This is a genomic window from Niallia sp. Kr1 (assembly GCF_050389805.1).
Classification (GTDB): domain Bacteria; phylum Bacillota; class Bacilli; order Bacillales; family Cytobacillaceae; genus Bacillus_BD.
In genome coordinates this window covers 1,375,841-1,400,590 of the sequence record NZ_CP130945.1, presented here as the reverse complement: position 1 = coordinate 1,400,590, position 24,750 = coordinate 1,375,841, and the positions used below count along the sequence as shown (strand labels likewise).

The window sequence follows — 24,750 nt, the reverse complement described above, 5'->3', positions numbered from 1 at the left end:
CTCTAAATATTTAGTAAAACAACGGAATAAATAATAATTGCATCGTAATATGGGCAAACATGTGCGAAATGATGGCATACTCAAGTCCCTTTTTCCAATAGAGAAATCCCCAAAAAATTCCACCAATTCCATTTATTAAAAAACAACGTAGGATAAGAATTCCAGTTAATTCACCGAAAAACATCTTTGTTGCAGGTAAATGACCGGCAGCAAAAGCAATGGCAGCGATGAAGTTTGAAAACCAATAAATCCAACCATCATTTTTTTCCTTATTTCTGTTAAATACCTTCTGCAATCCCCACACTAACAAACTCATGAAAAGTAACCTCATTAAGATTTCTTCAAAAACCCCTCCATACAACACCCCAGCAAATAAGCCCAAAAGAGAAATTTCAGGTTCTGAATTAGCGAGCTTAGGGATTAGGTTTTGAAAATAAAATTTATCGGCCCCCGCTAAAATGAAACCTGTAATCGCCCCAAACAATACCGAGAGCCAAATAGATTTCCCATGAAAGACAACCTTTTTCCCTTTTTTCAAAATTGATTCTAAGATTGAAAAGGAAAAACCCGTTTTTCTTGCAACTTTAAGTCCTAAGAAGGCAAGGATAAAGCTAATAATTGATAATTGGACCGCACTGATGAGGGTCAACACACTTATGGGAAGTGGGATCTCTCCGATTATTTTTGCGTAATCAACTGGACCGTTCATCAACCGAAGAGTATCAAGTTGATATGGTACTAAAAGCAATCCCCCTGCAAAACAGATCGTCGCAAGTAATAAAGCAATTTTCAAATCTATTTTCTTCATCTTGCTTCCCCCTCAATATTATTTCTTCCTTGGCTCTGGAATAATGACGGTAGCAATATTTCTTGCCCTTCTTTCAGGTGTTGGTTCATTTTTTATCGCGGATCCAATAAGCGATCCAATCCCCTGCATAAGCTCCATAAATTCCTGATCTGATAAATAAAGATTGGCCATTGTATAACTTACGCCATCCTTCACTATATCCACATCATCTTGAGCTAAGTAACTTTCATACAAACTCAATAGTTGTGTCGTAAACGTTAAAAACAATTCAAGGTGTTCTTCTTTTGATAGTTTTAAATAATCTTCCTGTGATTGTACATCTGGTTCCTTCAATGCATAGACCTTCTCTACGGTTCCCCTAACCGGATTTTCCTGAACTATTTCAATAAAGTCAGCGTCTAGCAGCTTGTTTATATGACGGTATAAAGTAGCTTGTGGAACATCTTCTGCCCATTGTGCTAATTCCTGAGCGGTCATTTCTTTTCCATTAATGAGAGCCTGAATTATTTTCATCCGAACCGGATGCAAAATCGTCTTTATCTTCGATGCATTCATGTTTCATTCACCTTCCGATATAGTATATTGTTATCATTCTCAATAATGATAACATCTACAAATAAAATTTATCATAATATATTATCATTATCAATAATGATAATATATTTTTCATTTATTGCTAACCTTGATTAGAATGTTAAGTTGATAAATTTTCAAAAAATTAAAATAAACGTAATGCAAAATTCTACTAATTTCAACATTTATACGGTATGATGGATAAGCAACTAGCGACTGAGACCATTCAAAATTCGATTAGAATGAAAGGAATGATCTTAAATTTGATTGATTTACATAAGGTTATCTCGGGGGAAATAACACCTCCAGAATGTGACAAAATGCTTGGAATCACTCTATTAGAGGCAAAAGAAGGAAAAGCTGTCGGGATTTGGAACATTGAAGAACACCTATTGAATGCAAATGGGATTGTAATCGGTGGGTTTATAACGGCAGCCATTGATATTATGATGTCCTATGCAATAACAACGCTAATAAATGAAGATCAAACCCATTCGTCTATAAATATCGCAACAACTTTTCATAAGCCGTTACATACTGGTCAAGTAACGATCGAGGCAAAGGTCCAAAAGTTCGGTAGTTTTATTTCCTACCTCTCAGCAACTATGACTCAGGATGAGGAAAAATCCGTTGAGGCCCTTTCGATTATGGGAATCTTAAAAAATCCAACTAGAACAAATAAATAAAGGAAAACTCCCCTAATTGGGGGCTTTTCGACGCACAAGATGCGCTAATGCAGGCGTTACGATAAGGTTTTTCTTTGGGCTATATGCCATAGAAAAAGCATCAGGCTCCGCGTTACAGGACGTTGCGTTTTCAGCCTATTCATCCCCTGTTACGGTGCTCTATCGAATCTTTACTGGCAAATGATCCCTTCCTTCCTACTTTCAGTAATAGATTGTGCTTACTGTTAGTTAAAGACGGGATAAAAAAGACAATAATAAAAGTCCATTCCTCAAGCTTATTTGTGAGAATGGACTTTTTATCATTTTATTTATTCTTATTATTTTTCTGCTGATTCGCCTTACTTTTGTAGGGTTTTGCACTTTTAGCTTTGTTTGCACTAGCCTGCCAACGGTTCCAGCCTTTTTTATCTGTGCCCCTCCCTATTCCACTTTTTGATTTCGCTTTAACCATATCATCAACTCCGTTTAATAATCATAGTCTATTCGTTACCTTTTTGCGAGAAAAAAATTCGTGAGAAAACCGAACAAAATTTTCTGATCCAAAATATATCGAAACGGATTGGGGAAACTGAATATCGTTCTAAGCAATAACAATTTATTTTCTAATACCTGTCCCTTATTGCATGTTTTTACGTAATATGGAGAAAGTAATGACAGATAAAACATGCTTAGGAGGCTTTACATGGAAAACACGAATGAATTTGTCCAGAAACTTCACGAAAAACAAAAGAAAGATGAGCAAAATCGTAAGCGTCAAGGCCATCATAATCCAAGTGCAAAGTTACCTACAAATCGAGACAAAGGATAATTCACCGATAACCGTTAAAACCATTCAAAGACCTATTTCATAAAATAGGTCTTTTTATTTATTCTAGCATACATTTTTTGACAGATAATAGTATATTATTGCAAAAATTCCTAAAAAGTTCACAAAATGTTCAAAATTAGTCGTTACATGTCAACGCTTACATGGTAAAATATAGTTGAATTCTTAATAAGGGAAAGGGGAAAAAACAAATGGAAAACGTTTGCTCAAAATGTCAACAACAATTTAAGGATGAAGATCAAGTCGTTTTAGACATCTTCAGTAAAGTTACACATGAAAGCTGCTACGATGACAACGAAGGGTTTATTACGACTACTGGCAGCTACAAAGAGATTGTTGAAGAGTATGCAAATTTAGTTGATATGTGATTTGGGGAGATCCCGTTTCAACTACTCATTCAAACAAATTTTTTTAAAAGCGAAGGGCGCAAGCCACTCGCTTTTTTTATTTTGTTATAACAATTTTACAATCTTTCATTATGTAATAAAAAGACAACTAGACTGTTACAAACATGACTTCTATTTTTATATAAGCAGCTCTTCATTTCCTTTATGTATCATTTTCAGATAAGTGTGGCAAGAATGCTAACTTGAACATATGTTATAAAGACACCTTTTTAAAGTTCTCCTGGTAATATCTTTAAAACTACTCCTTAATGGGAAATCGATTTCAATTTAAAATCGTAAGGAGGGTGGAAAATGGGAACATTTAAAGAATATTTACATGAAGGGTTTATTTATAAATTATATGTGCCTAATGTTTCTTCAAAAGAAACTCCTTTGCCTCTCGTTGTCATGCTTCATGGGTGTGAGCAAGATTCTGATCAATTTTCCGAAGAAACCGGTATGAATGAACTTGCTGAGAAAGAGCAATTTATTGTCCTCTACCCAACGATGAATCGCCTTTTCAACCCCCTTTTTGATGAACCTCATAAATCCAATCCAGCAGGATGCTGGAACTGGTTTTTAGAAGAGAACCAGCGTCGTGGAATGGGTCTTCCCAAAATCATTGCGAGTATGATTACGGCTGTAGAACAATTGTTAAAAAATCGATATCAGATAAGTGTAGATCGAAGAAAAATCTATGCAGCAGGATTTTCTGCTGGTGGAGCCATGGCTGGTATTTTAGGGGTCACGTATCCAGACTTATTTAGCGGAATTGCTTCGTTTGCTGGGCTACCATACGATGCTGCTAAAACCAATTTATGGAAGGACCCTTGGAACCGTGAAGCGGAATTGGCCATGAAAAATGGAGTAAAAGACCCTTATGAATCAGGTGAGCTAGCTTTTCGCCAAATAAAGAAAGCCCTTTCAACTAAACAAGAACGAAAAAAAGTTCCGATTATCATTTTTCATGGGATGAACGATACAACTGTAAATCCCGTTAATAGTAAGCAGCTCGTCATTCAATGGGCTCAAATGCATCATTTATTAGCAAAAGGTTATGGGAGAGTAAATGTAATCCCTTCCAAAGTAGAATTAGATGTATCCAGGAATGGAAAAAACTACACCTACCATGTCTATGAAGACTCCAGAGGAGAACTTTTAATTGAATTTTGGCAGATCCACGAAATGGGGCATACTTGGTCTGGTGGGAAGAAAGGACTTTTTTGTGACCCCACTGGTCCTGATGCTTCGTCCATCATTTGGAACTTCTTTAAAAAAATTTAGTTGATGAAAAGAAAAAGATTCCAAAAGGATTGTTTCTCACCTTTTGGAACCTTTATTTTTTTCAAGCTAATAAATTAAATTTTTTGGACGTTGGCTGCTTGTGGTCCACGTTGACCTTGTTCAACATCAAAAGTTACGCTTTGACCTTCGTCTAATGTTTTGAACCCGTCGCCTTGGATAGCTGAAAAGTGTACAAATACATCATCTGCACCTTCACGCTCAATAAATCCAAAACCTTTTTCAGAATTAAACCATTTTACTTTACCTTGTTCCATTTCGTATTGCCTCCTACAGCGTTTCTAACACTTTTTATTACTATCCTTGTTCGACTACTTAGACGAAAAGCATAAAAACCTCTAATCTAATTGATCATTGAACAAAAATAATTCATCACCATAATATCAGGTAATAAATGGAAAAGCAAATAATCATCCTCAAGAAAATCTTTAAAATCTATTTTGTGTTTAGACGATTTTATAATTTTTATGATTCACAACCGTTTTGACAGGTTCCCCTGTATTGGGATTAATGCCAACCTCAATAATAACTGAGTTTTCTCGAGCAACAACGACCTTTCCTTTTTTTCCAGCTTGTGCACCTTTTTTTACTTGAACCATATCGCCTTCTTTAGCTTTAATAACGGTCCCTTTTTCCTTTTCAGTTACTTGTTGTTCTTCAGACATCCCTTTTCCTCCTTAAACTTAGAGCCTAGGCAACATTGATCTTAATGATTATACTACATAAGCATTCCTAAATGTTGCGACTTTCATTCATATATTCATAACCGCTCTCATGATCATAAAGGTAATTCAACGAAAATAGAATAAAATCCTTATTATTTTTGATTCTGTTCTTTCCAGTAATCATAAATCAATTTTGTGAAAATCTGACTTAAATTTCTTCCTTTTTGTGTGCGTAACCATTCAACTTGATCGATAGGTAGAATCAATTTTAAGTTTATCTTTTCAGTAGGCATCTCAACCTTTCGAATTTCTTCAATGGTTATCCTTTCATCTACACTCGGAAATTCTGCGTCATATTCATTTACTACTTGGATACCAGAAAACTCATTAAGATCATCCACCTCACAAAACAAATTCATGATTGGTAACCTTCCTGATAGCACTTTGACGTGCATAATAGCACTAAACAAGCGATTGTCTTCTAATTCAAATTCAACAATAAGTGTTTCTTCTTTTTGATACTTCCTAATAGTCACTTCACTTACAATGAGATCTAATTCTAAAGTACAGCCTTTACTTGATTCAACCATATAAATGGCACTACTAAAAATATGGATCATTTCCCCATCAATTTTTACTGATTTTACATTAACCATTAGCATCAACACCTTAATTCTCTACACTTCTCCTGATTGCTTATTTATCTATTAATCCCTACTATCATTTTAAAGCATTTTAGCTATATTTTCATAGAACCTTTCATATTTGATTGTTAAAAACAAGACACTGTTAAACTGGGGTGTTCATTTCCGTTTCAGGCACTTCGCTTTTTGCTCGCTGAGGGACACCTGAGTCACCTTGACATTTCAAGTCTTAAGATAGCTCACCTGTTTCTCTTCGCCCGTAGGAGTGTTCGTACCTTCCGCTACAATCAAAGTAATCCAAAGTAATCTGAACATTTAAGACAGCCAAAAATTAAAAAAGACTGAGTTCAAAGACGCCTGAAGCATCATTGAAATCAGTCTTTAACATATTAATATCGCCTTCTTCGATTTCTTAAGAAAGCGGGGGTATCCAATGAATCTTCTGTTGGCTGTTTAAAGCCACTAAAAGAAGTAACTTCTTCCCGTTTAAATGAAACATGTTGATGTTGATGTTGTTCTTTTTCTTCATCTCTTCTTCGGTTCAGTACTTTCTCAGACGGTGATGATTGCTTTGGTTTCATAGAAGGAATATTTACCTCATCGAATCCAGTAGCCACTACTGTAACTACGATTTTATTCTTTAGATTTTCATTAATAATAGATCCAAAAATCATATTTAACTCTTCGTCTGAAGAAGATGCAACAATGTCAGCTGCTTCTTGAACTTCAAAAAGACTTAAATCACTACCGCCCGTTATGTTCATTAATACCCCTTTTGCACCAGAAATAGACGTTTCAAGGAGTGGACTCGAGATTGCTTGTTTCACTGCTTCCACGGCTCTTCCTTCTCCCTCTGCTATTCCGATTCCCATTAGAGCTGTACCTTGATTTGACATAATTGTTTTCACATCTGCAAAGTCTAGGTTAATTAATCCTGGTACGGCAATTAAATCTGAAATGCCTTGAACTCCTTGACGAAGAACATTATCCGCTTCTCTGAAAGCCTCTATCATAGGTGTTTTTTTACCAACCACTCCTAATAGACGATCATTCGGGATAATAATTAATGTATCGACTGCTTGCTTCATGGCTTCGATACCCATTTCGGCATTCTTGGCACGTTTTCTTCCTTCAAAAGTAAATGGTCTTGTAACAATTCCAATTGTCAAAATCCCTAGTTCACGAGCAATTTGAGCGATTGCAGGCGCCGCTCCTGTTCCCGTGCCTCCACCCATTCCAGCGGTAACAAAAACCATATCCGCACCTTGCAAAGCATCTTTAATTTGATTTTGACTTTCAGCAACAGCTTGGCGACCCACATCTGGATTCGCACCTGCTCCAAGACCCCTTGTTAAGGCCGTGCCGATTTGCATGATCATTCCTGCATGGGATTGTCTTAAGGCTTGAGCATCGGTATTGACCGCAATAAATTCAACACCCTCGATCCCATCCTCAATCATTCTGTTGACAGCGTTATTTCCACCGCCACCAACTCCAATTACTTTTATTCTCGCATTTTGATCTATCTCCAATGAATAATCAAACAAACAAAATCCCTCCTATATCTGTATAAGTCACCTTGTTTTCTTTTATGCCATATGAATGGTATTGCTCCACTTAATTGGTGGTTAAACAGTTTAGGTGAATGTACTCTTATTATACTTTTAAACATATACACAAGAGGATTCTATATATTATGGATAGAATCCTGCTAGTCAAAAGAACTAATCATAAAAAAACTTTTCACTTTTATGTGTTTATATTTTAAATTTTACATTTGTATTAAATTTGATGATACCTTCCTTTATTCGACAAAATCCCATTGTTCTAATCTTTATAATATTAATCGAAACGTATAATTTTTGCCAAGAAAGAGGAAAAATAATGGAAATCTTACTTACCATAGGGATCTATGTAACGGTCGCAGTCTGTTCTTTATGGCTAATCCATTTTGTTTTTGAACAGTTTAGCAAATAGAGAAAAGTGGTAAAATCCTTTAATGTAAGAAATCTGGACAAGTTTCCGTTTGGAGAGAAAGGAGAGATATTGTGCATAATGAAACAATCATAGAAGAAAAAGAGCGAAAATTAGCCCACTATTTAGAGGCATCTACAACGGAAGAAGTGTTAATCGAGGTTCAACAGCATTTCCCATCCCTTCGTACTCAATCCCATATTCTTTACAAATTAAATCAGTTAACACTGCCACATTCTGTTAAAAATACGCTGATTTATTATGTTGTAGCTACAAACAAAAAAGCACTAGCTACTCAAAAACTATTCAAATTAGCATCGCTCTGTAAAAAACACAATATTAATTCAGCGAAAGCTGCCATTGATTTTTTCAAAAAATATAATGTACTTCGTTCACAAATGGTTGAAGAATACTAAAATCGCTAAACAAAACATACTGAAGCTAAAAGAGCCTTATGAAATAAGAATCTTTTAGCTTCAGTATGTTTTTTTCGTATTATTTTGATGTATTCTATTCATGAAATGTAACTTATGACTTCTATACCTTCTACATGATTTGTCGCATTTAATGAAATAAATATGTATTTGTAGCAATATATCAAATTAGGATTGGAGAAGATATCCTGTCCCTGAGTAAGTATCCTTTTCCAACAAGAATACAACCTGTTAGAAAAGGATACTTTATAAGTATTAAACACTTATACATTATATAAGGGGGTTATTCTTGTGTTTCATTACCCTCAGCTGCAGGATCTTCTTCAGTTTCGTTTGTAGATGGATCCTCTGACTCTAACTCACTATCAGCTGGTTCTTCTGTTTCTAAGCCCTCGCTTGCCGGGTCTTCTGTCTCTGTCTCAGTTTCTAATTCTTCACTCGAAGGTTCGTCCATTTCAACTTCACCATCTACTGGCTGATCCTCTACATTGACATCCGTATTAACTTCTTCATCAGGATTTACTTCTTCTTGTTCACCACTACAAGCCGTAGCAAGTAATAAGGCCAATACTGGAGCTGATAATTTTGTTAGTTTTTTAAATTTCATTGTGATTCCTCCCTAAAATGGTTTTAGTAGTTTTACTGAAATTTAGGTGACTAGAAGTTCAACTCCTTTCTTCAAAGCTAAAGCTATTATATACAAGCTATTATGCAAATATTGTCGATTAACAAAATATTCAACCTTTCTTAACTTATCTGTTAATTAAGGTAACAAATCGAAATATATTTAAAAATTTCTTGACGAACGGTTTTACCATTAGATTTAGGTTTATATGAGTAAAAGCATGGCGAATTCCTTTACCATGCTTTTTCGCAAGTTATTTAACCTGTTTTTTTTCATTACTTGCCCTTCAAAAGGCTACCCGTTGGCTTGTTCACAAGAGATTCTTTAATGATGAATAGATGAGATTGTTACTGTGGGGGAATCGAATTTTCAGCATTGATATAACCACTACCATACGTGTTTGGATCATAAACCAATGTCTCGTTTGTCCATAGATCTGTTCCACTCTTTAACATCGTTTTGATTTGATCAGGACTTAAAGTAGGATCATACTGTTTCATCAAGGCAACCACTCCAGCACAAATTGGCGTTGCCATTGAAGTGCCTGATAAGACAAAATAATCATTATCCACTCTAGCCGATTTTTGAAGCTTGTCCAAATACGAATTAGGAGACCTTAAGGAAACAATATTAACACCAGGGGCTAATAGATCTGGCTTTGTAACATAATCTTTACCTTCAGCATCTTTATACTTAGTTGGACCCCTACTTGAAAAATCAGCCACAACATCATCTTCTCTCGTGTCCACAGTATTCCTATCATCTAAGGCTCCTACAGTTATGACTAAATCACTGATTCCAGGACTTGCAATGGTCCCATAGTTAGGACCTTCATTTCCTGCTGCTACACACACCACAATACCGGCTTCCCATGCTTTCTCTACAATTTGAACCATTGGATCATCATTTTCTTGCGCATAGTTTTGAGCTGGAGCCCCTAGAGACATGCTAATAATATCAATTTTGCTTTCAGGGTTGTTTTCATTATATTGAATACACCACTCAACCCCCTGCATGACCGTATCCAATGATCCTGAACCTAATTTATTTAATACTTTGACACCAACAAGGCTTGCTTCAGGGGCTGGTCCCATATAGGATAGGGAGGAGGATGCGGCATCACCAGCACAATGGGTTCCATGTCCATTATCGTCATATGGATCCTGCCGATCATTGATAAAATCTACGAAGTCAGTAATTCTCCCTGCAAGATCTTTATGAGGATATATTCCTGTATCAATAATAGCAATTTTTACATCTTTCCCCGTTAACTTCGTTTTATTTCTAACGACATTATGTGCATTGGCTGAAGGAACAGCGACATTAAGTAATGCTTTAACTTCACTATTCAAATAGACTTTTTTAATATGCTGGCAATTGGATAAAACCGCTTCTAATCCATTCGGAGTTAATTCCGCACTACAACAAGATACTCTCTCAAAATAATGATGTATTTTATTTTTCATATAATTCTCTGTTACGTGATGAAGATCATTACACCCCTCTTTAAAACAGCCCTCCTTAAATTCTATAATCACGGATAGCTTTTTCGTTGCTTTAATCGCTTTCTCGAAAATATTATGCAAGACACATGGAGTCCATTTGAACGGTTTATACTGGTTCAATATTGTTTCTCGTAATGAACGGTCTAACTTGTCTGAATGGCTGCGCACCATTTGAACCATCGAAAAACCAAACAATATAATCCCTTCCTTTCTATTTTATTACAGGTTATGAAAAGAAGGGACTAAGTGAGGCGGTTCTTGTCCTAATGATCTAAAAAAGGCGCAATAGTCACAAAAAATGGAGAACCCTTAGGAAGGATTCTCCATTTTCATTGCTTTATATTAATGTCCAGTCGCAACCTTTTTTGGCATTTTCACTTTAGATGGCTTCTCTTCCATTGGAGTTGCTCGCTTGATAAAGAAAGCCAGTATAAGGGCTACTAAGGATAGACCTGTCGCAAAAAGGAATGAGAAATTAATTCCATCTAATGTAGCTTGTATCGTAATTTGCTCTTGCATTTGTGCTAATACTGCCTCCGAAGGTTGGCCTGTGATATTTTTCATCGCGGCGTCACTAAGTTCTTTTACTCTAGATGCTGCATAAGTTGTCATAATGGTAACCATTAACGCAGTACCAATCGCACCTGCCACTTGATTTAATGTATTATTCACCGCAGTACCATGTGGATAAAGGCTTCTTGGCAGCTGATTTAAACCGTTTGTGGAAACAGGCATAAATACCATTGACATTCCTACAGAACGAACAGAATAAATAAGCATTAGATACATATATGGAGTATCCATTCTTAGTTGACTAAAAGCAAAAGTAGTCACAACTGTAATCGTTAATCCAATAATGGCAAGTATTTTACCACCAAATCGGTCAAATAGCCTACCTGTTAAAGGTGACATAAACGCCATTAATATCGCACCTGGAAGCATTAATAACCCCGCATCCATTGGGGAGATTCCACGAATGTTTTGAACATAAATCGGTAAAAGAATCATCCCTGAAAACAAAGCCATATTCACAACCATTGAAATGGCGGATGATAAGGCAAACATTGGATATTGATAAACATTAAAATTGAGGAAAGGATTTTCGAACTTGAATTGACGTAAAATAAATGTAGTTAAACATACGACCCCCAGAATAATCGTTCCATATACTTGAAGGCTATCCCACCCTGCATTTCCTGCAGAGCTAAATCCATACAGTATTCCTCCAAAGCCTATACTTGAGAGGATCAGTGATACGACATCCAAACTCATAATGACTTTTTCTTTTTTATCCTTCAGTAAGAAAAATCCGATTAAAAAGACAACAATGGCAATCGGAGCAATAAAATGGAACAGCATTCTCCAACTATAATGTTCTACAATCCAACCTGATAATGTCGGCCCAATCGCTGGAGCAAACATTAAAATCAGCCCAAAAATCCCCATTACACTTCCGCGCTTTTCTATTGGAAAACTTACTAACATGACATTCATTAATAGTGGAGATAGAACCGCTGAACCTGCAGCCTGTAATAAACGTCCTGCTAATAAAACAGGAAAAACATGCGCAATTCCCGCAAGCATCGTTCCAATTGCAAACAATCCGATTGCAGCCAAGAAAAGATGACGAACCGAATATTTTTGAATTAAGAATGCAGTAGTAGGAATTAAGATCCCACTCACTAACATGAATCCCGTGGTTAACCATTGAACGGTTGCTGGTCCCACATCCAAGTCCTTCATGATCGATGGTAACGCAACATTTAATAATGTATTATTTAAAAATGAAATAAAAGCACCGATCATCAATATGGTAATAACACCATATGGTGGTCGATTAGCCTTATGAATCTTTTTGTCCACCTTATATCTCCCCTTAAGAAAATCTGATTTCATATGGCAACAACATCCACGACCGATTTGATCCTAAAATTTGCAGCAAAACCTATTCTATACCTCTATTATCATTTTAGCAATAAAAAAGTTAAGGAATAAAAAAAGACATTTTCTTCTGTAAACCGTTACAATCTCAGTATTTAACACGGTGAGCGCTTATAACCAAAAACCCCTTTTCCAAATATAAGGAAAAGAGGTAATTTCTTAATTCAAGTCTTCAAATTCTTTTGCAATTTTCTCAAATGCTTCTTTAATTATCGGTCTTGGTGATGGGATACAAATACGTTGGAAATCTCGCCCTTCTTCTCCAAACATTTGACCGTCCTGCAGGAGAACATTCGCTTTATTATAAATCCGATCATGCACTTCTTTTGGTGAAATGCCATATCCACTAAAGTCCATCCACATGACATAAGTCCCTTCTGGAATTACAACTTTTACCTTAGGCATTTTTTCAGCTAAAAACCCGATAACCCATTCCATTGTTCCATCAAGATATTCTAATAATTGCTCCAACCACTCTTCTCCTTCATTGTATGCAGCAATTAAAGCAGATATCGCAAATGGCATCGCAGACTTGACATCGATATGATTACTGAAAGTTTTTCGAAGTTCTGGATTTGAAATAACTGCATTTGTCGTATGCAAACCAGCTAAATTAAAGGTTTTGTTTACTGCAGTAAAGGTAATAATATGGTCCTTTTGGTCAGCAACTTTTGCAATCGGTTCAAACGTTTGATTTCTTCTAATTAAATCACCATGAATCTCGTCAGCAACGATGATCACATTATTTTCCGCGCAAATCTTTGATAATCGTTTTAGTTCTTCTGGTTTAAAAATTCGTCCCGTTGGATTATGTGGATTGCATAAAATAAACAGCTTTGTATTTTCATCTTTTGCTTTTCGTTCAAAGTCATCAAAATCAATGGAATAATAGCCACTTTCCTTATCGTAAATGAGGGGATTATTAACGACTTGACGATCATTCTCAACGATCGCTTTTGTAAATGGAGGATAGACAGGTCGTTGAATCATAACCCCATCTCCTGGCTGTGTTAAAGCCCTAACAGCTACATACGTAGCATATACTGTACCTGGGCAATAAACGATTTCCTCCTTTTTAATATCCCATTCATGTCTTCTCTTAAACCAATTCTGAATGGCTTCATAATACTCGTCTGGAAATATAGAATAGCCGAAAATTCGGTGATCCACAGTTTTATGTAAAGCATCAATGACTGGTTGTGGCACTGGCAAATCCATATCAGCGGTAAAAAGCGGAATGGTTTCATCGTCATAACGTTCAGTTATTCCCGCAGCCTTTATGTATTTTCCGCCATCCCATTTCACAGAATTCGTACCTCTGCGATTAACAATCTCATCAAAATTATATTTCATGCAAATCACCTCTTATTTCTCTCGAATAAATTCCTTCATTATTAAGTTTAACAAAATAAACAAAAAGAAACTAGTTGAGCGTCAGTTATATTCCAATTTCTGGAAGGTGCCTGACACCCTTGAGATATTACGCATTAGCTTTGTATCCTTGCCCGATGATTCATCCTTCATTTTTAGACAATAAAAAAACGAACAGCGAAAACTGTCCGTTAAATATTTTTTAATGTTCTCTTTAGAAACTCTTTCGTTCTTTCCTGAACTGGATTCTCAAAGATTTGCTGGGGAGGTCCTTCTTCGGCAATAACCCCTTTATCCATAAAAACAACTCGATCCGAAACTTCTTTTGCAAATCCCATTTCATGGGTAACAATTAACATCGTCAAACCCGAATCAGCCAGTTGTTTCATAACCTTTAATACTTCCTCAACCATTTCTGGATCAAGCGCTGAAGTTGGCTCATCAAAAAGCATCACATCAGGCTCCATGGAGAGTGCTCGAGCAATCGCAACACGTTGCTTTTGACCTCCTGATAGTTGCTTTGGCTTTGCGTGAATAAATCCATCCATGCCAACGACCTTTAAATATTTCATCGCAATCTTTTCAGCTTCTTCTTTTGTACGTTTTAACACTTTAACTTGTCCAACTACACAATTCCCTAAAACATTATGATTATTAAACAAATTAAATTGTTGGAATACCATTCCTAGTTTTGTTCGATAGGCGTTTACATCATGTTTATCATCTAAAATATTTTCGCCATGATAAATAATTTGCCCACCACTTGGCTTTTCCAATAAATTAATACAGCGAAGAAGGGTAGATTTTCCAGAACCAGAGGAACCAATGATACAGACCACTTCACCTTTTTTTACAGAAAAATCGATGTCTTTTAGCACTTCACGGGTACCAAAAGATTTCCTTAGATGTTGAACTTCAATGACCGAATCCATTTATTTCCCCCTCCTTTTCTGTAATGGATTACCTGTTTTATTAGCAATATCATCTGGTGTTGCTACTTGCATTTGATTTCCCATCATGATCATATCATAATTTTCTGGTCCATCCATTTTTCTTTCAACATAGCGCAAAATTCTTGTTACGGTAAATGTCATTATTAAATAGAGGAAACTTGCGACAAAGAATGACTCGAAATAGCGGAAGTTGTTTCCGGCAATCGACTTCGTTTGGAAAAATAGTTCTGATACCGAAATCACGTTCAGTACAGATGTATCCTTAATATTTATAACAAATTCATTTCCTGTTGCAGGTAAAATATTACGAATTGCCTGTGGTAAAACAACATTGAACATCGTTTGAATGTGATTCATCCCGATGGCATGTGCGGCTTCAAATTGACCCTTATCAATTGACACAATCCCACCACGTACAATTTCTGACATATAAGCTCCCGTATTAATAGATACAATGAAGATTGCTGCAACGGTTCGATCCATATCTACTCCAAAAGCCATCGCGGATCCATAAAAAATCACCATCGCTTGTACAATCATCGGGGTACCACGGAAAAACTCAATATAAATAGATAGAATGGCATTAATCACTTTTAATAGCTTTCTTTTTGCTCCTTGTTCTGGCATAGGAATGGTTCTGATCACTCCAACAAGTAGTCCGATAATGGAACCGACAACCGTACCAACAATCGAGATTAATAGGGTCATCCCCGCACCGCGTAGGAACATCGGCCAGTTTTCAACAATAATTCTCATCATCCATTCAAAACTCATGTTTTTCGCCCTCCTTATAGTTTTAATTTTTAGTATAATCCCTTACATCACAAGACCGACTGCATATATCATGCAATCGGTCTATTACATTACATAAATTAATTAGCTGCTGGTTGATTTTTAATCGCAGTATCCATAATTTCTGTTTGTTCTTCTTCTGAAATACCAGCTAGGATTTCATTAATCTTTTCAGTTAATTCGCTACCTTTCTCTACTCCAACTGCAATTGCTGTATCATCATCAGACGTTTCAAAGCCTTCGGTAAATTCAACCATTGCGAAATTTTCATTGGCCGCAGAGGCACTAATCGCTTCAGGACGTTCTGATACATAGCCATCAATCACACCTGATTCTAGTGCCACCCTCATGGCTGTGAAATTATCCATTGCCGGCTGCTTTTGAACACCTTGTATTTGATCAATGACAGAATAGTGGAATGTATTTAATTGAGCTGAAATTTTTGCTCCACTAAAGTCTTGAATCGAAGTAGCATTTTCATATTTTCCACCTTTTTTCACGACCATCACAAGATCTGATTTATAGTAGTTATCTGTAAAGTCAATCGTTTCCTTACGCTCAGCAGTTGGTGACATCCCTGCAATAATCGCGTCAATCTTTCCAGATGTTAAAGCAGGGACTAGTCCATCCCATTCTGTTTTGACAACAACTAATTCTTTTCCTAATCCTTCAGCAATTTTCTTAGCGATCTCCACATCATATCCGCCAGCATATTCGGCCTGTCCTTCAATTTTCACCGCTCCATTTGAATCATCCATTTGTGTCCAGTTAAATGGAGGGTATCCTGCTTCAAGACCTACTGTAAACGTATTGTCAGCTGATCCAGTTCCTTCATTTGAGTTGTCAGAACCACATGCGGCTAACACCACCATAGCTGTTATGGCCATAGCAACTAATAAAAATAGTTTATTCTTCATTTACGTTAACTCCCCTTTGTTTTTATTTAACATTACTTGATTAGCATGCAGATACAAAAACGATTGACCTTTAACGGATACCTAAAAAAATAGAAAAGGACCTGAGATGGTCTCAGGTCCTAGTATGTATAGGTATCCATATTCCCTCTCTTTATCCCGCATGAGATAGCACACCTCAAGTAAGCTGGATCACTTACTAGAGACAGTCCTACAGCTATTAACTGCAGACCCAGCAAGTAATAATGAGAAGTATTACAAGCTTCGGCGATATTTCCTTCTCAATAGCTTCAAAGCATTCTCAAGCTCCACTAAAGACTGTTAAATACCGCGCCTCTACCCCACTTCCTAAAGTGAGGTCGTATTTAATTATTTCCTATACTACAATATCAATTCTATGTTGTCAATAAATCAGAACTAGATTCATATAATGCCAATATTATCCTGAATGATCATCTTTGGTACTCATTTTAACCATGTATAAAAAGTCTTTTACAGAGGTGATACAACATGAAAGGACAGATAAAGCTTGAACTCTTATTAAGGGATATCAATCGAACGATCATTTTGTTTGAAAAAAGAAGAAGTCGTCATAAAAAGAAGGCCTATCGTTTAAAATTATTCTCCATTGTAGGGTCTGCCATTGTTACGATTTTATTAGGACTCAAAAGTATAGGCGACTTGGATATATTAGCCGATATAACCCTCATATTATCTGCCCTGATTACAATGTTTAATGGAATTGAGGGCTTTTATAATCATAGAGGTCTTTGGGTAAAAGATGTAAAAACATTAACGAGTTTAAGAGAATTGAAGCGTGATGTGGAATTTTATACAGCAGGTGAATTAGAGGAGAATCTATCGCCTGAGGCCCTTGCGGAGTTTAAAAATCGGCTCCAAAGAATCTGTTCAGAGGATGTACGAATGTGGACCCATATAAAAGAAGATCAAATTTTGGCAGAAAAAAGCGATTGAAGCGAAACACTCTTAACGAATACCCCCATTTTGACTACAAGCTGTCAAAATGGGGGTATTCATTTAATCTCTCATCATATTAGCTTGCTTCATTGCTTTTGTTGATGATTCACTTCGATACAGTTTCGTTACGGTATAAGCAACGGCTGCAAACCAACCTATAAAAATAAGCACATATAAATAAGGATATATAGATGCATCATCTATCCATGTCGTAAACAACGTTCTCGAGTTCACGAAAATAATAAAACCACCGACTAACACACCCATTAACTGTGGGTGAAGCTTTTGGACAAGCCATGCGGCAATCGGCGCAGCTATGACACCGCCAATAATAAGAGCTGTTACCCATAACCAATTGACTTGAGACCAACCTAACGAAATGAAAAAGCCTAATGAAGCGGATACCGCAATCGCAAATTCACTTGTATCAACCGTTCCGACCACTTTTCTAGCACTCATGCCTTTTTTACTCATAAGAACAGGTGTAGCAATTGGACCCCAGCCTCCTCCACCTGTAGCATCCATAAATCCGGCAATAAAACCTAGTGGGATGGATTGTTTTTTCGGTACATTTGTTGTTTTATTTTCTACCATAGGTCTTTTATTAAATAAAAATCGAAACAATACGTATATCCCTAATACTAATAGAAAAATCGATACATAGGGTCTGGCCAATTCTCCTGGGATGTTACTTAAAAAAGTGGCACCCAAAAACGCCCCTATAGAGCCTGGTATAATCAGTTGATACACTAATTTTTTATCAACATTGCCAAATTTAACGTGAGATACCCCTGATGCAGCAGTAGTGACCACTTCAGATAAGTGTACAGAAGCTGAGGCAACTGCAGGAGCGATACCAAATGTTAATAACAACGAGGAAGACGTAACACCATATGCCATTCCTAATGCACCATCGATCAACTGAGCTAGAAAACCAATAAACGCAAAGACTAATAACTTTTTCACGAAAATCCTCCTAAAGACTTCTTAATATCCATCAAACTTTTGTTATCGCGGATATAGACCTTCGGTTGACCGATCAGTGCTATTCTGGATATAAACTTTTCTGTATATTTACTATTTTAATCCATATTATTCCTACCAGTCAACTTATATTTAACTAAATTCTTACTATTTATCAAACTACCTCTCTATCCAAGATATTTTTCCTATTTATCATATGGAACCGCATATAAATGGGTACCTGTCACTACCGCCTAATCATACTGAAAAAGGTGACAGGCACCTTCCAAAAACTGGAAGGTGCCTGTCACCCTTTTTTATTTTACGAGCCCTAATGTTTTTAGTCCGTTATAGATACCGGAATCAGTTACGTTTGTGGTGAGATGTTTTGCATATGGAATAAGGTTAGGGTGGGAATTTCCCATGGCAAATCCCTCGCCAGCAGTTTGAAGCATTTCTTTATCATTCATTCCGTCTCCAAATGCGATACATTCTTCTGTTTTTATATTTAATCGTTGCAGAACTTTTTTCACTGCCTCACCTTTATTAACGTGAACCCGGATCACATCAAATGAATCCTTTATCCCATGAACATTTATGTCTGAAAGACGCAAATTTTCATCTATCTGATAATGAACCCTGTCCTCTTGTTTACAGTTAATGACCGAGATACTTAATATTTGATCCAATACATCCTCTGTCAACCATTCATTATTTTTTAATTGAAAGGTATCGATAAACGTTTGCATCACTGGACGGTCCAAAGTGGTTACATAATTTTTTTCATTTGAAAACAAGATGATTTCATGGTCGTGCTCTTTAGCAATTCGTACAAAATTTTCAACGAGAGAGCGATTCATTGGTTCATTTACGATCGTCTCGTTTCGATAGAGTGCTAAAGCTCCGTTATACCCAATATACGAGCTTATATTCAATTCATCACCTAACCATTTCACTTCATGAAGCGGTCTTCCTGTTGCAATAAAAACCTCAATCCCTTGTTTTTTTAATTGATCAATCGCATCTTTCGTTGAGGGGGAGTATGTATGATCAGGCATTAAAATCGTTCCGTCGATATCAAGAAACACAACTTTGTAATTCATTTCTGTCCCCTTTCAAACTTACTTTTAATTGTAACTCACTTCAATCATTATACATGATCGTACGATTGAATGTAATCTTAGCAAAATGATCAACAACCTTCTCGAGACGAAAAGAAACGCACATATCCTTGATATATGCGTTTCTCACTTATTTATCTATTAATCATGAAAATTCGTTCCATCTGTTGTTGCTTTAATGATGCCTGCTCGGATCACATAATCTCCAAAATGCTCGCCTTCTTCACGCTCTTTTGCATAGCGAGGAAGGATGACTTTAAGTTCATTTAGGATTTCATCTTCTCCTATATTTTCACGATACATTTTATTTAGACGTGTTCCGTTATGAGCTGCACCTAAGTACATATTATATTTTCCAGGAGCCTTACCCATGAAGGCAATTTCTCCTAAACCAGGTCGAGCACATCCATTCGGACATCCCGTCATACGTATATTAATTTCTTTATCACGAAGACCATTTTCGTCAATGATTTCTTCGATTTTATCGATAAGAACTGGTAAATATCTCTCTGCTTCCGCCATTGCCAATCCACAAGTTGGGAGTGCTACACAAGCTAAGGAACTACGTCGAAGTGCAGATATATGCTTACCATCTGTTAAACCATATTGTTCGATAATGGCTTCGATTTTTTTCTTTTTCTGACTAGACACGTTAGCAATGATCACATTTTGATTTCCTGTCATACGGAATTCACCTGTATGAACTTTCGCAATCTCCCTAAGTCCTGTTTTTAGTTTATAGTCATCATAATCTGCGACCCGACCATTTTGTATATATAGAGTGAAATTCCATTTGCCTTTTAATCCTTTCACCCAGCCATATCGGTCATTATTGGTATCGAAATTAAATGATTTTGCCTCATCAAGTTCCCAGCCTAAGCGTCGTTCCAATTCTTCTTTCACCGTTTCAAGACCTAATCGGTCAACTGTATATTTAAAACGGGCATTTTTACGAACGGAACGGTTCCCATAGTCGCGTTGAATGGTCACTACTTTTTCAGCTAAATCTAGAATTTTATCTGGTGTGACAAATCCAATCACTTTACCTAGTTGTGGATACGTTGCTTTATCACCATGGGTACTTCCCATTCCACCGCCGATTGAAACGTTAAATCCAATTAATTGCTCATCTTCAATAATGGCAATAAACCCTAAATCTTGTGAAAAAATATCAATATCATTATTTGGAGGAACGGCAACTCCAATTTTAAACTTACGAGGTAAGTATAGTGGTCCATAGATTGGTTCCACTTCTTCTTCAGGTGAACCAGCTACTTTTTCCTCATCTAACCAAATTTCATAATAGGCTCTTGTACGTGGCAATAAATGTTCACTTAATTTCTTAGACCATTCATAAATTTCAGCATGTACATCTGATTGATGTGGATTAGATGAACACATAACGTTACGATTCACATCACCACAAGCCGCAATCGTATCTAACATGACTTTGTCTAGTTCTTGAATGGTATTTTTCATATTCCATTTAAGAATTCCGTGCATTTGCCAAGTTTCACGAGTTGTTAATTTCAATGTACCATTTCCATAAGTATCCGATACTTCATCTAAAGTAAGCCATTGCTTTGGAGTCGCGACTCCTCCCGGAAGTCGTACACGTAACATGAATTGATAAGCTGGCTCTAGCTTTTGTTTTTGTCGTTCATTACGAAGATCTCGATCATCCTGCAAATAACTTCCGTGGTGTTTCATCAAACGATTATCATCATCAGGAATCCCTGAACTTAATCTTTCTGCCATTGATTCTTTTAGTGAACCACGTAAATAATCACTTTCTTCTTTTATACGTTCAACATCACTTGGCGGACCTTCAGGGGCTGTTAAAATTTTAGTTGTTGCCATCTTAGAAAACTCCTTTCAAACTAAAGCTATCTTCCCTCTGCAACTAATACATTATTGGGTAGAAACTGCATAACCTCTAATTTCTAACCTCTAGATCAATATACATCCCGTAAATAGCGTTTTTCATTTCTTAAGTTAGACAAATATTCTTCAGCTTGTTCGTGACTAAGATTTCCTTCTTTTTCAATGATCTCAATCAAAGTATTCTGGACATCTTTAGCCATTCGGTCTTTATCACCACAAACATAAAATACAGCGCCTTCTTGTATCCATTGAAATAATTCTTTACTATTCTCTAACATGCGATGCTGCACATATACCTTTTGTTCGGTATCACGTGAAAAAGCAACATCCATTTTCGTTAACACGCCATCTTTTAACCATTTTTGCCATTCTGTTTGATAAAGAAAATCTGTTACAAAATGCTGATCACCAAAGAACATCCATGATTTACCAGTTGCACCAATTTCTTCACGTTCCTGCATGAAAGCACGGAATGGTGCGACACCTGTTCCAGGTCCAACCATAATAATTGGTGTATCAGGATTTTCAGGCAATCTAAAGTTTGTGTTCGGGTGTACATATATCGGCAATTTATCACCAGGCTCTAGTCCTGCTGCTAAGTTTGAACAAACTCCTTTACGTTCACGACCATGCGCCTCATAGTTTACAACCCCAATGGTTAGATGAACTTCCTCAGGATTTGCCTCTAAGCTGCTAGCAATGGAGTATAATCGTGTAGGAATTTTTCTAAGTACAGAAACAAATTCTTGCGCAGAACTTCCCCACGGTCCAAAATCACGAACCAAATCAATTAGATCTCTTCCATCGATATATTCTTTTAATTTTTCTTCATCATTAATGAGTTCCTGTAATTCTTTATTCGTCGATTGTTCTCCAACCTTTTTCACTAATCCTTTTGTTAAAACAGTGATTTCAAAATAAGAAGTTAAGGATTCTTTAAAGGACAAATTCTGCCCCCCATTGTCAACGACAACACTCTCATCTGGGTTCCAAGGCAATTCTTTGACTAATTCTCCCACAAGATCTGGATCGTTTGTTGGAACGATACCAAGTGCATCACCTGGTTGATACGTCAATCCTGACCCTTCAAGTGAAATTTCCAGATGACGAGTTTCTTTATTAGAACCACGACCATTTAAATTGATATTTTCAAATACTTCTGCATAAAAAGGATTTTTTCGAGAATAAACAACTTCTGTTTCAACTGAGTTTGCTGTAGCATGTACTGCTGATGTAGTTGCAGGTTCAGCGCTTTGCTCTCCTGGTAATGCAGTAAGAACCCCCTCTACCCATGCTGAGGCTGGCTCATCATAATCAAGATCACAATCGACTCTTGGGTGAATCCGCGTTCCACCTAGTTCTTCTAATTTCTTATCAAAATCTTTTCCAGTCTGACAGAAAAATTCATAAGAACTATCTCCAAGAGAAAGCACGGAATAACGCAAATCATCAAGCTTTGGTGCACGTTTTCCATGTAGAAACTCATAGAATGTAATCGCATTATCCGGTGGCTCACCTTCACCATGTGTACTAACAACGATAAGAAGATTCTGAAGTTTTTTCACATTATTCGGTTTAAAATCACTCATAGCTGATACAGTTACATTAAAACCTTGACTAGCTAATGTTTTCTTCGCTTTTTCCGCAATCCCTTGTGCATTCCCTGTTTGAGAACCATAAAGAATCGTCACATCTTTTGAAAAAGATTCAGTAACTGGTTGGGCTGATTCCTGTGCTACAGGTGCCGATTTGGTTTCTAGCGCAGCTGCCGAATAGGATGCTGCGGACGACTCTACTTTTGCTGATGCTAAGTATCCACAAAGCCAAATTTTTTGTGTTTCGGTCAACGTAGGCAGGAGACGGTTTAAAAGATCTGCTTGTTCCTGATTAAACGGACTGTTCATGACTTGAAGTTGCAACGATATCCACCTCTCAAATGTTTACTAATATAATACGTTTTAAAAAGAATTATAATTTACTATAATCATATGTTCACTAATCATATAAGTCAAGTAGGAATTATATTTTTTTCATTTTATCTAATATGACTATAAAAACTTTACCAAACGAAAGATCATTAGTAAAATATATATTATTTATCGTTACCATAAGGATTTCTAATAATAAAAAGGAGGTTTGGTCGTGTACTACGATGCACTTAAAACCTTTATTACCCTTGTTGAAGTTAAAAACTTCACAAAAACCGCTGAAATACTCAGTATGTCGCAGCCAAATGTGAGCCTCCATATAAAAAATTTGGAGAGAGAATTTCAAACAACTTTAATTGAACGGTCACCAAAATCATTAAAGATTACACCGACAGGCGATTTATTGTATGATCGTGCCAAGCAAATCATCACGATTTACGAACAAACAAAACAAGAAATCCTTGAGCACCATCAATTAATTAAAGGGGAGTTGAAAATTGGCGCAAGCTTTACCATTGGTGAATATATCCTCCCCTCATTATTAATTCAATTACAAACTGATTTCCCAGAATTGGAAATCCATGTTGTGATTGGAAATACGGAAGAAATAGTTGAACTGGTGAGGGTTTTGGAAGTCGATATCGGATTAATTGAAGGACAAACGAATGATAAAAATATTTCTGTTAATGCCTTTATGAAGGATGAATTGTTTATCGCTGCCTCCCCTCATCATCCTTTAGCACAAAAAAAGAAAGTGACTATTTCTGATCTTCAAAATCAAGTATGGGTCACAAGGGAGGATGGATCAGGGACAAGAGAATATTTTAATCATGTCATGAGTGTGAATGGTTTAAAACTAAAATCCCTTTTAACAATTAGTAGCAACCAAGGGATAAAGGAGATTCTAATAAACGGATATGGGCTAAGTCTTCTTTCTGAAAGTGTGATAAAGAGAGATCTTCAACATGGAAATCTCACAATTATTCAATTGAAAGAGCTAGCCTTTTCAAGAACTTTATCCTATGTATTCTCCCCGATTATGAAAGACAAGAAGAACGTCAATATTTTTATTAACTATCTAACAGGTACCAACACTTAGCTGAAAACATTTCATACCTAACTTTTTGCCAAAAAATCCCCATTCGTGTAGTGAAATGGGGGTTTCGTTTTGGTCATAAATACATATAAAAATCTTTTTTGATTTCACGATCTTTAATATCTCTTAAATCAAATGCATATTGTTGCCCTTTTTTCTTAGCCTTGAGTGCTTCTTTCTGTGCTCTTTTGATACTTAACTCATTATTAAGTACTTTTATAATCAAACGTTCTTCACCCATTTGATTCGCACTCCTTTTACATTGTTTTAGATGATCAATCATACTAACCTGAATGTAATCATTGAAGCATTATACTATTCCTATAATTCAATTTTATCATACAATTTACTTTTTTAATATAAACCTCATAACCAAGTGTT

At 36.4% G+C, this 24,750-nt stretch carries 26 protein-coding genes and 1 riboswitch; of the genes, 7 read left to right on the top strand and 19 right to left on the bottom strand.

What is annotated here, in order from left to right:
• Positions 1-10: 10 nt before the first annotated feature.
• Together Q5760_RS06985 and Q5760_RS06980 are read right to left on the bottom strand one after the other, a co-directional pair.
• On the bottom strand, positions 11-808 hold the full coding sequence (locus Q5760_RS06985) for a CPBP family glutamic-type intramembrane protease (RefSeq protein WP_428911481.1): 798 nt from the start codon (positions 806-808) through the stop codon (positions 11-13).
• Positions 809-826: 18 nt separating this feature from the next.
• Positions 827-1,363: a helix-turn-helix domain-containing protein gene (locus Q5760_RS06980; protein ID WP_428911480.1), complete on the bottom strand. Its 537-nt coding sequence runs from the start codon at positions 1,361-1,363 to the stop codon at positions 827-829.
• Positions 1,364-1,578: 215 nt separating this feature from the next.
• Between Q5760_RS06980 and Q5760_RS06975 the strand changes: the two genes are divergently transcribed.
• A complete protein-coding gene (locus Q5760_RS06975; protein WP_428911479.1) occupies positions 1,579-2,067 on the top strand; it encodes a PaaI family thioesterase in 489 nt (162 codons plus the stop codon).
• 304 nt (positions 2,068-2,371) lie between these two features.
• Here Q5760_RS06975 and Q5760_RS06970 read toward each other — a convergent pair whose 3' ends face one another.
• Positions 2,372-2,518, bottom strand: coding sequence for a DUF3934 domain-containing protein (locus Q5760_RS06970; protein WP_428911478.1), 147 nt, complete (start codon positions 2,516-2,518; stop codon positions 2,372-2,374).
• A gap of 231 nt (positions 2,519-2,749) precedes the next feature.
• Here Q5760_RS06970 and Q5760_RS06965 point away from each other — a divergent pair, with 231 nt between their 5' ends.
• The 3 genes from Q5760_RS06965 to Q5760_RS06955 all read left to right on the top strand — a co-directional run bounded on the left by Q5760_RS06965 (position 2,750) and on the right by Q5760_RS06955 (position 4,563).
• Positions 2,750-2,875, top strand: coding sequence for a DUF4023 domain-containing protein (locus tag Q5760_RS06965; RefSeq protein WP_428911477.1), 126 nt, complete (start codon positions 2,750-2,752; stop codon positions 2,873-2,875).
• 209 nt (positions 2,876-3,084) lie between these two features.
• On the top strand, positions 3,085-3,261 hold the full coding sequence (locus Q5760_RS06960) for a hypothetical protein (RefSeq protein ID WP_428911476.1): 177 nt from the start codon (positions 3,085-3,087) through the stop codon (positions 3,259-3,261).
• A 330-nt stretch (positions 3,262-3,591) separates the two neighbouring features.
• A complete protein-coding gene (locus tag Q5760_RS06955) occupies positions 3,592-4,563 on the top strand; it encodes an extracellular catalytic domain type 1 short-chain-length polyhydroxyalkanoate depolymerase (protein ID WP_428911475.1) in 972 nt (323 codons plus the stop codon).
• 74 nt (positions 4,564-4,637) lie between these two features.
• Here the strand turns inward: Q5760_RS06955 and Q5760_RS06950 are convergent, their stop codons facing one another.
• From Q5760_RS06950 to ftsZ, 4 genes are all read right to left on the bottom strand, one after another.
• On the bottom strand, positions 4,638-4,838 hold the full coding sequence (locus Q5760_RS06950; protein WP_428911474.1) for a cold-shock protein: 201 nt from the start codon (positions 4,836-4,838) through the stop codon (positions 4,638-4,640).
• A 189-nt stretch (positions 4,839-5,027) separates the two neighbouring features.
• On the bottom strand, positions 5,028-5,246 hold the full coding sequence (locus Q5760_RS06945; RefSeq protein ID WP_428911473.1) for a DUF2187 family protein: 219 nt from the start codon (positions 5,244-5,246) through the stop codon (positions 5,028-5,030).
• Positions 5,247-5,398: 152 nt separating this feature from the next.
• Positions 5,399-5,902, bottom strand: a complete 504-nt coding sequence (locus Q5760_RS06940; protein WP_428911472.1) for a hypothetical protein — start codon at positions 5,900-5,902, stop codon at positions 5,399-5,401.
• A gap of 377 nt (positions 5,903-6,279) precedes the next feature.
• Entirely contained in the window at positions 6,280-7,437 is a 1,158-nt protein-coding gene (ftsZ, locus tag Q5760_RS06935; RefSeq protein WP_428911471.1) for a cell division protein FtsZ, read from the bottom strand.
• 501 nt (positions 7,438-7,938) lie between these two features.
• Here ftsZ and Q5760_RS06930 point away from each other — a divergent pair.
• The gene (locus tag Q5760_RS06930; RefSeq protein WP_428911470.1) at positions 7,939-8,280 is read left to right on the top strand and encodes a hypothetical protein; all 342 of its coding nucleotides are present in this window, start codon (positions 7,939-7,941) and stop codon (positions 8,278-8,280) included.
• Positions 8,281-8,581: 301 nt separating this feature from the next.
• Here Q5760_RS06930 and Q5760_RS06925 read toward each other — a convergent pair whose 3' ends face one another.
• From Q5760_RS06925 to Q5760_RS06895, 7 genes are all read right to left on the bottom strand, one after another.
• Positions 8,582-8,905, bottom strand: a complete 324-nt coding sequence (locus Q5760_RS06925) for a hypothetical protein (protein WP_428911469.1) — start codon at positions 8,903-8,905, stop codon at positions 8,582-8,584.
• A 365-nt stretch (positions 8,906-9,270) separates the two neighbouring features.
• Entirely contained in the window at positions 9,271-10,623 is a 1,353-nt protein-coding gene (locus Q5760_RS06920; protein ID WP_428911468.1) for a S8 family peptidase, read from the bottom strand.
• Between the two features lie 147 nt (positions 10,624-10,770).
• Positions 10,771-12,234 (bottom strand): DHA2 family efflux MFS transporter permease subunit, encoded by a 1,464-nt coding sequence (locus Q5760_RS06915; RefSeq protein WP_428912515.1) that lies wholly within the window; start codon positions 12,232-12,234, stop codon positions 10,771-10,773.
• A gap of 294 nt (positions 12,235-12,528) precedes the next feature.
• The gene (locus tag Q5760_RS06910) at positions 12,529-13,722 is read right to left on the bottom strand and encodes a MalY/PatB family protein (RefSeq protein ID WP_428911467.1); all 1,194 of its coding nucleotides are present in this window, start codon (positions 13,720-13,722) and stop codon (positions 12,529-12,531) included.
• A 209-nt stretch (positions 13,723-13,931) separates the two neighbouring features.
• Positions 13,932-14,672: an amino acid ABC transporter ATP-binding protein gene (locus Q5760_RS06905; RefSeq protein ID WP_428911466.1), complete on the bottom strand. Its 741-nt coding sequence runs from the start codon at positions 14,670-14,672 to the stop codon at positions 13,932-13,934.
• Positions 14,673-15,467, bottom strand: coding sequence for an amino acid ABC transporter permease (locus Q5760_RS06900; RefSeq protein WP_428911465.1), 795 nt, complete (start codon positions 15,465-15,467; stop codon positions 14,673-14,675).
• Between the two features lie 98 nt (positions 15,468-15,565).
• Positions 15,566-16,402, bottom strand: a complete 837-nt coding sequence (locus Q5760_RS06895) for a transporter substrate-binding domain-containing protein (RefSeq protein ID WP_428911464.1) — start codon at positions 16,400-16,402, stop codon at positions 15,566-15,568.
• A gap of 158 nt (positions 16,403-16,560) precedes the next feature.
• Positions 16,561-16,746: riboswitch (Lysine riboswitch) on the bottom strand.
• A 163-nt stretch (positions 16,747-16,909) separates the two neighbouring features.
• On the opposite strand from Q5760_RS06895, the gene Q5760_RS06890 reads away from it, so the two are divergent.
• On the top strand, positions 16,910-17,374 hold the full coding sequence (locus Q5760_RS06890) for a DUF4231 domain-containing protein (RefSeq protein WP_428911463.1): 465 nt from the start codon (positions 16,910-16,912) through the stop codon (positions 17,372-17,374).
• 63 nt (positions 17,375-17,437) lie between these two features.
• On the opposite strand, the gene Q5760_RS06885 is transcribed toward Q5760_RS06890, so the two are convergent.
• From Q5760_RS06885 to Q5760_RS06870, 4 genes are all read right to left on the bottom strand, one after another.
• Positions 17,438-18,343 (bottom strand): sulfite exporter TauE/SafE family protein, encoded by a 906-nt coding sequence (locus Q5760_RS06885; protein ID WP_428911462.1) that lies wholly within the window; start codon positions 18,341-18,343, stop codon positions 17,438-17,440.
• 314 nt (positions 18,344-18,657) lie between these two features.
• Positions 18,658-19,443, bottom strand: coding sequence for a Cof-type HAD-IIB family hydrolase (locus Q5760_RS06880; RefSeq protein ID WP_428911461.1), 786 nt, complete (start codon positions 19,441-19,443; stop codon positions 18,658-18,660).
• Between the two features lie 159 nt (positions 19,444-19,602).
• Positions 19,603-21,321 carry an assimilatory sulfite reductase (NADPH) hemoprotein subunit gene (gene cysI, locus Q5760_RS06875; RefSeq protein ID WP_428911460.1) on the bottom strand — a complete coding sequence of 573 codons (1,719 nt, stop codon included), beginning with the start codon at positions 21,319-21,321 and terminating at the stop codon, positions 19,603-19,605.
• Positions 21,322-21,416: 95 nt separating this feature from the next.
• On the bottom strand, positions 21,417-23,264 hold the full coding sequence (locus Q5760_RS06870) for an assimilatory sulfite reductase (NADPH) flavoprotein subunit (RefSeq protein ID WP_428911459.1): 1,848 nt from the start codon (positions 23,262-23,264) through the stop codon (positions 21,417-21,419).
• Between the two features lie 223 nt (positions 23,265-23,487).
• On the opposite strand from Q5760_RS06870, the gene Q5760_RS06865 reads away from it, so the two are divergent.
• The gene (locus tag Q5760_RS06865; protein WP_428911458.1) at positions 23,488-24,372 is read left to right on the top strand and encodes a LysR family transcriptional regulator; all 885 of its coding nucleotides are present in this window, start codon (positions 23,488-23,490) and stop codon (positions 24,370-24,372) included.
• Between the two features lie 73 nt (positions 24,373-24,445).
• Here the strand turns inward: Q5760_RS06865 and Q5760_RS06860 are convergent, their stop codons facing one another.
• Positions 24,446-24,610, bottom strand: coding sequence for a hypothetical protein (locus tag Q5760_RS06860; protein ID WP_428911457.1), 165 nt, complete (start codon positions 24,608-24,610; stop codon positions 24,446-24,448).
• Positions 24,611-24,750 lie beyond the last annotated feature (140 nt).

Coding starts and splice junctions, on each gene's coding strand:
- Q5760_RS06985 (WP_428911481.1), bottom strand. CDS start 808: ATGAAGAAAATAGATTTGAAAATTGCTTTATTACTTGCGACGATCTGT.
- Q5760_RS06980 (WP_428911480.1), bottom strand. CDS start 1,363: ATGAATGCATCGAAGATAAAGACGATTTTGCATCCGGTTCGGATGAAA.
- Q5760_RS06975 (WP_428911479.1), top strand. CDS start 1,579: ATGGATAAGCAACTAGCGACTGAGACCATTCAAAATTCGATTAGAATG.
- Q5760_RS06970 (WP_428911478.1), bottom strand. CDS start 2,518: ATGGTTAAAGCGAAATCAAAAAGTGGAATAGGGAGGGGCACAGATAAA.
- Q5760_RS06965 (WP_428911477.1), top strand. CDS start 2,750: ATGGAAAACACGAATGAATTTGTCCAGAAACTTCACGAAAAACAAAAG.
- Q5760_RS06960 (WP_428911476.1), top strand. CDS start 3,085: ATGGAAAACGTTTGCTCAAAATGTCAACAACAATTTAAGGATGAAGAT.
- Q5760_RS06955 (WP_428911475.1), top strand. CDS start 3,592: ATGGGAACATTTAAAGAATATTTACATGAAGGGTTTATTTATAAATTA.
- Q5760_RS06950 (WP_428911474.1), bottom strand. CDS start 4,838: ATGGAACAAGGTAAAGTAAAATGGTTTAATTCTGAAAAAGGTTTTGGA.
- Q5760_RS06945 (WP_428911473.1), bottom strand. CDS start 5,246: ATGTCTGAAGAACAACAAGTAACTGAAAAGGAAAAAGGGACCGTTATT.
- Q5760_RS06940 (WP_428911472.1), bottom strand. CDS start 5,902: ATGGTTAATGTAAAATCAGTAAAAATTGATGGGGAAATGATCCATATT.
- Q5760_RS06925 (WP_428911469.1), bottom strand. CDS start 8,905: ATGAAATTTAAAAAACTAACAAAATTATCAGCTCCAGTATTGGCCTTA.
- Q5760_RS06915 (WP_428912515.1), bottom strand. CDS start 12,234: ATGATCGGTGCTTTTATTTCATTTTTAAATAATACATTATTAAATGTT.
- Q5760_RS06910 (WP_428911467.1), bottom strand. CDS start 13,722: ATGAAATATAATTTTGATGAGATTGTTAATCGCAGAGGTACGAATTCT.
- Q5760_RS06905 (WP_428911466.1), bottom strand. CDS start 14,672: ATGGATTCGGTCATTGAAGTTCAACATCTAAGGAAATCTTTTGGTACC.
- Q5760_RS06900 (WP_428911465.1), bottom strand. CDS start 15,467: ATGAGTTTTGAATGGATGATGAGAATTATTGTTGAAAACTGGCCGATG.
- Q5760_RS06895 (WP_428911464.1), bottom strand. CDS start 16,402: ATGAAGAATAAACTATTTTTATTAGTTGCTATGGCCATAACAGCTATG.
- Q5760_RS06890 (WP_428911463.1), top strand. CDS start 16,910: ATGAAAGGACAGATAAAGCTTGAACTCTTATTAAGGGATATCAATCGA.
- Q5760_RS06880 (WP_428911461.1), bottom strand. CDS start 19,443: ATGAATTACAAAGTTGTGTTTCTTGATATCGACGGAACGATTTTAATG.
- cysI (WP_428911460.1), bottom strand. CDS start 21,321: ATGGCAACAACTAAAATTTTAACAGCCCCTGAAGGTCCGCCAAGTGAT.
- Q5760_RS06860 (WP_428911457.1), bottom strand. CDS start 24,610: ATGGGTGAAGAACGTTTGATTATAAAAGTACTTAATAATGAGTTAAGT.